This window comes from Rhizobium fabae (assembly GCF_003985135.1).
Taxonomy (GTDB): domain Bacteria; phylum Pseudomonadota; class Alphaproteobacteria; order Rhizobiales; family Rhizobiaceae; genus Rhizobium; species Rhizobium pisi.
The window spans coordinates 189,082-195,732 of record NZ_ML133658.1 but is presented as its reverse complement, the minus strand read 5'-3'; the positions used below and the strand labels follow the sequence as shown (position 1 = coordinate 195,732).

Annotated in this window: 6 protein-coding genes; all 6 read right to left on the bottom strand. The window is 62.1% G+C overall.

Going from position 1 to position 6,651, the window contains the following annotated elements; translation table 11 throughout:
- The coding region (locus EFB14_RS26490; protein WP_164737587.1) for an ABC transporter permease family protein at positions 1-374 on the bottom strand (374 nt) is incomplete at its 3' end.
- Positions 371-1,321: a carbohydrate ABC transporter permease gene (locus EFB14_RS26485; RefSeq protein ID WP_126829488.1), complete on the bottom strand. Its 951-nt coding sequence runs from the start codon at positions 1,319-1,321 to the stop codon at positions 371-373. The genes EFB14_RS26485 and EFB14_RS26490, both read right to left, overlap by 4 nt.
- A 75-nt stretch (positions 1,322-1,396) precedes the next feature.
- The gene (locus EFB14_RS26480) at positions 1,397-2,656 is read right to left on the bottom strand and encodes an ABC transporter substrate-binding protein (protein ID WP_126829487.1); all 1,260 of its coding nucleotides are present in this window, start codon (positions 2,654-2,656) and stop codon (positions 1,397-1,399) included.
- Between the two features lie 88 nt (positions 2,657-2,744).
- Complete coding sequence (locus EFB14_RS26475; protein WP_126829486.1) at positions 2,745-4,265, bottom strand: aldehyde dehydrogenase family protein; 1,521 nt, start codon at positions 4,263-4,265, stop codon at positions 2,745-2,747.
- Positions 4,265-5,044 carry an enoyl-CoA hydratase/isomerase family protein gene (locus EFB14_RS26470; protein WP_126829485.1) on the bottom strand — a complete coding sequence of 260 codons (780 nt, stop codon included), beginning with the start codon at positions 5,042-5,044 and terminating at the stop codon, positions 4,265-4,267. The genes EFB14_RS26475 and EFB14_RS26470 overlap by 1 nt, the downstream gene beginning before the upstream one ends.
- Positions 5,037-6,650 carry an acyl CoA:acetate/3-ketoacid CoA transferase gene (locus tag EFB14_RS26465; protein ID WP_126829495.1) on the bottom strand — a complete coding sequence of 538 codons (1,614 nt, stop codon included), beginning with the start codon at positions 6,648-6,650 and terminating at the stop codon, positions 5,037-5,039. The genes EFB14_RS26470 and EFB14_RS26465 overlap by 8 nt, the downstream gene beginning before the upstream one ends.
- Position 6,651 lies beyond the last annotated feature (1 nt).

The window sequence follows — 6,651 nt, the reverse complement described above, 5'->3', positions numbered from 1 at the left end:
AGGATATAGCCGTTGAGCGCCCCCATGATGGTGGAGATCGCCACCGCCGGCACCACCATCTTGATCGAGTTCCAGAAGTAGCCCTTGATGCCGGCGCAGGTCAGCCCGACGCAGGCCTCACCCCAGGCCTTCACCCAGGGATCGAAGGTCGGCGACTGCGGCAGCGCCAGCATATTGCCGTTCTGGATCTCGTCCATGGTCTTGAACGAAGTGGTCAGCATGACGAAGAGCGGCATCAGGTAGAGGACGGCGAAGATCACCAGCAGGCCGTAGATGACGATGCGGCCGATCCAGCGGGCATTGTTGTTCCTGCTGTCGCTGGCCTGCGAAAGCGTTGCTGCCGAGGTTCCTGTTGAAGAGGTCACGCTGCTCATCGGGCCTTCTCCTTCAGTTCGGAATAGAGATAGGGCACGATGATCGCCGAGATCGTCATCAGCATGATGATAGCGCTGGCCGAGCCGACGGCCATCTCGTTGCGCTTGAAGGTGTATTCGTACATGAAGTTGGAGGGCAGCCAGGCCGAGCCGCCCGGCCCGCCCGAGGTCAGCGCCACCACGAGGTCGTAGGACTTGATCGCCATATGGGCGAGCACGATGAAGGCCGACAGGAAGATCGGCCGCAGCAGCGGAATGACGATGCGCCGGTAGAGCTGGAAGGGCGAGGCGCCATCGATCTCCGCCGCCTTCATGATCTCGCCGTCGATGCCGCGCAAGCCTGCCAGGAACATCGCCATGACGAAGCCGGACGCCTGCCAGACGCCGGCGATGACGACGGTGTAGATGACGAAGTCCTTGTTCTTGATCCAGTCGAAGTGGAAGCTCGTCCAGCCGAAGTGGTGCAGCGTCTGTTCGAGCCCGAGGCCCGGATCGAGGAACCACTTCCAGGCCACCCCGGTGACGATGAAGGAAAGCGCCATCGGATAGAGGAAGATCGGCCGGAGCAGCCCCTCGCCGCGGATCTTCTGGTCGAGCAGGATGGCGAGCAGCAGGCCGAGGGCCAAACAGATACCGACATAGAGGAAGCCGAAGATCGCCATGTTGGTGATCGAGGTATACCAGGAGGACGGCGGATCGCTTTCGAAGGTCCAGCGCCACAGCCGCTCATAGGCGCGTGTGCCGGTCAGCGCATAGGAAGGAAAGGTCTTGGAATTGGTGAAGGACAGATACGCCGTCCAGACGATGAAGCCGTAGACGAAGATCACGGTGATCAGGAAGCTCGGCGCCAGCACGATCTTCGGCAGTGCATCCTGCAGCCGCCCGCGAATGGACGCTCTTGTCCCGCGCGTTGTGATCGCGGGTTCTGTGGTCGCGACAGAACTCATTGGCTCATCTCCGGAAAGTCATCGGCATCAGGGCCTTCCCCGATCGGTTGACCGGGGAAGGCATGCGCTATCGTTTTAGCGGGCGTCGTCGATCGCCTGGACGAGCTGCTTGACGGCCTCGTCAGAGGTCTTGATCTGACCGTGGACGAACTTCGAGACGACATCCTTATAGGCATTGGCGATTGCCGGAGGCGCGCCGTAACCCTGGGCCAGCGAACCGAACAGCGTGCCGCCTTTGTTGGCGGCCTTCAGGTCGGCGATGCCCTTCTTGCCGCAGGCGTCGAAGTCGGTGTCGGGAACGTCGGTGCGCGCCGGCACCGAACCCTTGACGACGTTGAAGGCCGACTGGAAGCTCTTCGACAGCGTTGCCGTTGCCAGCGCCACCTGCGCCGCCTTGCGGTCGTCGGGGACATTGAACATGCCGAACATGTCGGAGTTGTAGATCACGCTGCCTTCGGTGCCGGGGAAGCGGTAGCAGAGGAAGTCGGCATCCGGCTTCTTCTTGGCGGCGACGAACTCGCCCTTGGCCCAGTCACCCATCACCTGCACCAGCGCGTCACCCTTGATGACCATGGCGGTCGCCAGGTTCCAGTCGCGGCCGGAGAAGTTCGGATCGACGTATTTGACGATCTTGGCGAGGTTGTCGAACGACTTCTTCATCGTGTCGGACTTCAGCGATGCCTCGTCGAGGTCGTTGAAGGCCTTCTTGTAGAACTCCGGTCCGCCGGTCGACAGCACGATCGAATCGAACATCGTCGCTTCCTGCCAGTTCTGGCCGCCGAGCGCCAACGGGATGACGCCTGCGGCCTTGGCCTTGTCGAGCAGCGCGATCAGCTCGTCGAAGCTCTTCGGCTGTTTGCCGCCGATCTTGTCCATGACCGCCTTGTTGATCCACAGCCAGTTGACCGAATGGACGTTGACGGGGGCTGCCACCCACTTGCCGTCATAGACGGAGAACTTCTGCAGCGCCGCCGGCACCGACTTGTCCCAGCCTTCCTTCTTCGCCGTCGCCGTCAGGTCGCCCATGACGCCGGCCTGGGCATAGTCGAGCACGGTATAACCCAGCATCTGCGAGGCCGTCGGATAAGTGCCGGCCGCCACCATCGCCTTCAGCGCCGTCATCGCCGCGTCACCGCCGCCACCGGCCACCGGTACGTCCTTCCAGGCAAAACCTTCCTTCGACAGATCCTGCTTCAGCACGTTCAAAGCCGCAGCCTCGCCACCCGACGTCCACCAGTGCAGCATCTGCACTTCCTTCACGTCGGCTGCCTGCGCGCCACCAAGACCAGCCATCATCACAACAGCAATAGCCGCCGAACTTAAAAACCTATTCATCGAAGAACCTCCCAGTTCCAGTTTGGAAGATGCGGGACCCATTCCCGCACCAATCACCCGCCCTCCTCGAGCGTAGTTCGACCGCCGGCTAGGCCGGCTTTTCCGTCTGCGGCATCCACCAGCTGGTGCGTTTGCCGATATGCATGTTGAGCGTCTTGGTCTCCGTATAGTCCTCGACCGCATGGCGGCCGAGTTCACGGCCGAGGCCGCTTTGCTTGTAGCCGCCAAAGGGCAGTTCCGAGGCGCCGTCCATGAAGGTGTTCATCCAGACCGTGCCTGCCCGTACCGACCGGCCGATCGTCAGGCACGTGTCGAAATCGCGGCTCCAGACGCCGGCCGACAGGCCGTAGTCGATCGAGTTCGCAATCCCGATCGCTTCGGCTGACGTCTCGAATGTCAGGACCGAAAGGACCGGCCCAAAGACTTCCTCGCGCGCCACCGCCATATCCGGGGTGACCGCTTCAAGGATCGTCGGCGACATGAATTGCCCCATGCCAAGGTCAAGCGTCTCGCCACCATGAGCGACCCGTGCGCCGCCGCTTCTTGCACCGGCGACATATGTCGATATTTTCTCCAGATGCTGCGGCGTGATGATCGCGCCGACCTGCGTCGAAGGATCGAGCGGGTCGCCGACTTTCACGGCCTTCGATAACTCGGCAATCCGCTTGACGACATCGGAAGCGATTGATTTGTGAAGGATCAGCCGCGAGCCGGCATTGCAGCACTCGCCGGCATTGAAATATGCACCGAAGACCGCGGCGTCGATGAACGCATCGAGATCGGCATCCGGGAACACGATCTGCGGGTTCTTTCCACCCAGTTCCAGCGAGACCTTCTTCAGCGTCTGCGCGGCATTCGACATCGTCAGTTTTCCGACACCGGTCGAGCCGGTGAAGGATACCATGTCGACGTCGGGATGAGACGTCATGACCGCACCGACCTCAGGTCCCGTACCGGTGACAATATTGACGACGCCATCCGGAATGCCTGCCTCCTGCAGGATCTCGCCCAAAACGAGCGTCGATCCCGATGTCAGTTCCGAAGGCTTGACCACGGTCGTGCAGCCTGCGGCCAGGGCGAATGGCAGCTTCTGGCCGACGATCAGGAAGGGAAAATTCCAGGGCGTGATGATCGACACCACGCCGATCGCTTCGCGCAGGACGACGCCGAGCGTGCCGTCGCCAAGCGTGTTGTAGCTTTCGCCATGGAGATCGCGGGCGAGCGCAGCCGCATAGCGCCATATGTCGACGGAGCCTGCAATTTCGCCTCGCACCTGTGTGATTGGCTTTCCTGCCTCGATAGCATCGAGAAATGCCAGTTCTTCCGCACGTGCCGCGATCAGATCGGCAGCCCTGAGCAGGATGGCGGAACGTTCGGACGCGGTCATTCGAGGCCATGGCCCGAGGTCGAAGGCGTTGCGCGCGGCTGTTATGGCGCGCTCGGCATCCTTCCTGCTGCCGGTCGGGAACCGGCTGACCACGACGCCATGGCTTGGCGCGACACGCGCGATCGGATCGGAAGCGCCGGCTTCCCATCTGCCGTCGATGAGCATCCTGAAATCGCGCGCCTTGTGGTCGCTCAGCGCGGTGGGGTTGACGAGGACCGTCATTACCATTCTCCCTTAAACGTTGCCGGGCGCTTCTCGCTGAACGACGCGACGCCCTCTTTGAGATCGCCGGTCTTGGCGGCGAGGATCGAACCCAAGGCTTCGACCGCGGTTCCGTTGTCTTCGCCGTTCGCCGATGCAATCATCAACTTGACGATCTCGACGGCGGCAGGTCCCCTTGCAGCAATTCGTTCGGCATATTCCCTGGCGGCGGCCAGCGAGTTTCCTGTCGGAACGACCGCATCGACCATGCCAAGCAGGCGCGCCTGTTCGGCAGTGAAGATCTCGCCGCCCAGAGCCATGCGTCGTACGACCTGCGCCCCGAAGCGACGCACGAGACGCTGGGTCCCGGACCAGCCCGGCACCATGCCAAGGCCGGTTTCCGGCAGACCGATCTTGATCTGCTCCTCAGCAAGACGAATGTCCGCGACCCCTGCAAGTTCAAGCCCTCCCCCGAGAGCGTGGCCGTTCAGTGCCGCAACCAGCGGCACCCGGAGCGTCGCCAGCCTTTCGAAGATGCGGTGGCCGTGCCGCACCCAGGCGTGACCGAATTCCTGCGGCAGCATTCCACCCCAGGCCTTGATATCGCCTCCGGCGGAAAAGCCCTTCCCCTCGCCGGTGAGAATGGCAGCGCGCACATTCGCGTTCGCCTCCACCTCGTCGGCGGCATCCGCCAAGGCTTTCAACATGTCGAGATCGAGCGCGTTGAGCTTTTCCGGGCGAGAAATCGTCAGCGTCGCGACGTGTCCTTCGACGTCGACCTTCACTATTCCGCTAGCCATTGAAGGTACCCTCCAGTGTCCGCGCCCTCTTTGCCGGAAGCGACAGGCCGATCTCAGCCTCCTGGAAGAGCGCGGCGTCCATGACCTTCAGGTCGGGCGCGACGATCAACGGGAACTCGGACTGATCGAGGATGTGGGATTGGAGATCGACGCCGGGCGCGATCTCGGTGAGGACGATGCCGTCAGGCGTCAACTTCATTACGCACCGCTCGGTGACATAGGTGATATCCTGCCCCTGCTCGATCGCGCGCTTGCCGCTGAAGGTCACGTGTTCGACCTCATTCACCAGCTTCTTCAGCTTGCCTTCCTTCTCGATCAGAAGGGCGCCATCGGCGATCGAAAGCTTCGCTCCGGCATTGAACATGCCGGAGAAGACGATCTTCTTCGCCCGCGCTGTGATATCGACGAAGCCTCCGGCACCCGCCGTCACATGCGGCCGGAACGAGAGCTTGGAGACATTGACGGAGCCGTCCTTGCCGATCTCGAGAAAGGAGAGCAGCGACGCATCGAAGCCTGCGCCCTGGAAATAGGTGAACTGATAGGGAGACGGCATGTAGGCGTCGGCGTTCGACGCGCAGCCGAAGGCAAAGTCGAGCAGCGGCACGCCGCCGACCGCGCCCTGCTCGATGACCCAGGTGACGGCGCCGTGGAGCCCCTCCTCCAGCAGAATCCGCGGTACGTTGGCTGAGATGCCGAAGCCGAGATTGACGCAACTTCCCGCCTGAAGTTCCCTTGCGACACGACGCGCGATGACTTTCTGGACATTGAACTCCGGAACGCTGAAGCTATCGAGCGGCCGGAATATCTCCCCTGATATCGCGGGATCGTACCCAGTCTGCGTCGTCTGCTTCTGCTCGGGATCGACAACGATATAATCGACCAACATTCCAGGCACCCGGACGTCATGGGGCTTCAGCGAGCCCTCCTTGGTGATCCGCTTGACCTGGGCGATGACGATACCGCCGTTGTTGCGTGCGGCCAGCGCCTGATCGAGGCCGCCAAGATAGGCGCCTTCATGTTCATATGTGAGGTTGCCGCGCTCGTCGGCGGTGGTGGCGCGGATGATGGCGACCTGGGGGACTATCGAGGGAAAGAATAGCCAGTCGTCACCCTCGAAGCTGACGCGCTTGACCACCGGATGCTCCGCAGCCAACTCGTTCATCGCGCAGCCCTGCCGCCAGGGATCGACGAAGGTGTCGATGCCGACCTTGGTCAGGACACCCGGCCGCTTCGCGGCGGCTTCGCGATGAATGTCGAACAGGATGCCAGAGGGAATGTTGTAGGCGGGGATTTCGTTGTTGGTGATCATTTGCCAGATCAGCGGCGGCTCCGATGACGACGGACCTGAGGGATAGGAACCGCCAATGATGCGCATGAGCAGCCCCCCCTTGGCGATGTGGTCGACGCCCTTGATGCCGCTCATGTCGCCGGCAGCGATCGGATGAAGGGTCGTAATGCCTAGGGGATGGCCGGTCGCATCGAAACGTTCGCCAATCGCCTTCAGCATCAGATCAGGGCAACCGAGACCGCTCGAGGACGATACCGTTACAACAGCGCCATCCGGGATCAGCGCGGCCGCTTCGGCCGGGGTAAGATGCTTCTTCATT